This is a genomic window from Arthrobacter sp. P1_B4, assembly GCF_056406555.1.
Genome location: NZ_JBFTZW010000170.1, coordinates 1 through 2799 on the forward strand (window position 1 = coordinate 1; position 2799 = coordinate 2799).

General features: G+C 65.5%; 1 protein-coding gene and 1 pseudogene. One reads left to right on the plus strand and one right to left on the minus strand.

The window, feature by feature from the left end; genetic code table 11:
• Positions 1-347, minus strand: a pseudogene (locus AC1D1W_RS20400) (potassium channel family protein); the annotation flags it as partial.
• Positions 348-556: 209 nt separating this feature from the next.
• Between AC1D1W_RS20400 and AC1D1W_RS20405 the strand changes: the two are divergent.
• Positions 557-2799 (plus strand): winged helix-turn-helix domain-containing protein (locus AC1D1W_RS20405; RefSeq protein ID WP_476944664.1); only part of this gene is annotated, 2243 nt, incomplete at its 3' end.

Here is a 2799-nt window from a genome sequence, read left to right on the forward strand (position 1 = left end):
GATGTGATCGACATTGATGTGTAAAGGAGCGCGAAGAGACACAAAAACATCAACAGGGTTTCGGCGACAGCCGCGGCCGCCCGAACCCTCGGAATATGCGCCACGAGTATCAGCCGCAATTGAATTGCCAAGACTGCGAAAAAGACCAGCACGACACCCGCCAGGCGGATCCAGGCGGCCGCGGGATCGGCGTCATTGAATCCCCCGACGGGAATAAAGAAATACAGGGCGAGGACCACAACCGAAAATGCGATGAGACGTGCAATCGCGAAAATAATGACCCGCCTGCGGTCGGCCTTGTCGAGGTCATGAAGGAAAATCGGGTCTGTCGGGCTGCCGTGCTTCATAGGCATGACTGATGATACAGCCGGGCACCCAATTCGTGCCGTGCCGCAATCGGGTCGTCCTAATCGCCGTATTGTCGCGCTATGGAGCGGCGCACAAGGGGTCTTTGCGCCCTGTTGGTGCCCTTTTGCCCCCACCTAGCATGTGGAATGTGAGAGATAGGCTAGAAGCCGAATGGGTACCGGGCCCACAGTTCAAGATCCGCCCGCCTGTGCGCGGTCTCGGAGCGCTGGAGCGTCCACGTCTGGAAAGCGCCCTGTCCGCGGCCGCAGATTCGCACCGCCTGACCCTCGTTGCGGCCCCGGCCGGCTACGGCAAGTCCACGTTCCTGGGTGATTGGGTCCGCAAGTGCGCTCTGCCGTGCGCATGGCTGTCACTTGACCGGTTCGACACGCAGCCCGCGCGGCTGTTTCACGGTGTCGTTGGGGCGATCCAGTCCGCGGCGAGCAAACTGCCGTTGCCCGGAACCGACGCCCTCCTGGCTCTTGACCCGAGCCTTGCCCATGACCGGGCGGCTTCCTACGACCTTCTCCTCGGGGCACTCGAGCACCTCACCGAACCGATTGTCCTGGTGATCGATGACGTCCATTTGGCCGGACCTGGGCTGGCGAACGGAATCGTCGGGGTGCTCGCAGCATCGGCACCCCCCTCACTGCGGCTGGTCCTCTCGGGACGCGGCCATACGTCCATCCAGCTCGAAAGATTCCGGTACGGCGAGGGACTGGGTGAACTTCGCGCCGCCGAACTGGCCTTCACGCGGGAGGAAGTTGCCCAGTTCGCCAGTGCGCTGGGACAGGATCAAACGTTCGACGCCGGGTCGCTCTGGAAAATGACAGCCGGCTGGCCTGTGGCAGTCCACGCCAGCCTGGTCACGTTGGCGCAGGCGCGCAACGTCCCGCTTGCAACGCCAGGCTCCGCGCCGACGCACGTCCCGCTCGCCGACTACGTCGCAGAAGAGATCCTCGACCAGATCGAACCGTCGCTGGCCGAATTCATTCTCAGGGCCACTACCAGCGACTGGCTCGGCCGCCGGCTCGCCGTCGAACTCGAAGGCCGTCCCCGCGGCGGCGTGCTGCTTGAGGAATGCCTCCGTAACGGGCTCTTCATCGAGGAGCACGAATACCGTGCGGGCGAATCGATGTTCCGGTGGCATTCCCTCTTCGCGGCGCAGTGCCGGCGCATCCTGCAGCGGCGCGACCCTCTGCTCGCCGAGCGTCTGCACCGCGTGGCGGCGAGGTACTACCAGGACGTCGACGTCGTCGAGGGCGTCGCCCAGGCGCTGCAAGGAAGCGCACCCCGGCAAGCCGTGATTTCCCTCGGCGCCCATTGGCTCGAATTCCTGCTCGGAAATGACGTGCAGACCCTTGAACGGCTGTGCCTGGATCTCCCCGCACCGTGGGGCGAGGATCCGGAGATCCTGATGATCCGTTCGGTCTGCCRTGCCCTTTCCGGCGACGGCACCGCCGCAGCCGAGCTCACCGACCGGGCGCTGTCGCGGACCTTCGCGCTGGACGCAATTCGACGCCGGAGACTGGAGAGTTACCGGGCGCTCTACGAGCCGCTGCCTGCCGACGGCCGCCTGGACCCGCACACCGAGACGGACGACGGCCAGTCGACGACGGACATTTCAGGCGATGGGCGCTCCAGCTCCTTCTCGACAGGACTCTTCCTGCTGGCCCAGGCAGAGTTCCGGCTGCACCGCACGGGCGAACTTGCGACGGCGCTGCTCCAGGCAACGGCGGCCACCGGCAACCCGGAACAGCTGGAAGCCGTGGAAATCTGCGCCCAGGCCGAGCTCGCGTTGGCTCACGCCATCGCCGGTAACCTCGCGAGCGCCGACGAACTTGGCACGGCGGCGTTGGAACGGGGAGAGGCGCTGGGTTGGAATTCGCGGCAACGGATGGCTCCGGCCTGGCTGGCCCGGGGCATCGCGTGCTACTGGAATGATGATCTGAAGGCTGCGCGGACCTGTCTTACCAAAGCACAGCGATTGGGCAGCGAGCTGTTACCGACGGGTCCGCTCAGCGCCATCTATCGGGTCCTGGTTGATTGCGCCGCCGGCGACCTGCCCCGCCTGGCCGACTCCGGTGCGGCGCTGGAGTCCTTTCACGGGCGGGGACGGTACGCCGTGTCATGGAATGCCCTGGAGACCATCGCGGTGGCGAAAATTGCCGAAGCCAGGGGCGACCGGGACGGAGCTTTGCGGACCGTCCAACCACTGGGTGCCGGGGGGCACGGCGCATTGGCGGATACGCTGCTGGCGGAGTTGCTGCGTCGCGAAGGTGACACCGCCGCTTCGCAACGCTGTGCCGAGTCACTGGCCGAACGCCGCGGCAGCTCATATATCGACACCTGCCTGAGCCTGACCGAGGCGATCATGGCCCATGGAGCCGGAGATGCCGCGGCGGCACACGAGCGGATTGAACATGCTGTCCTCCGTGCCGAGCCTGAAAC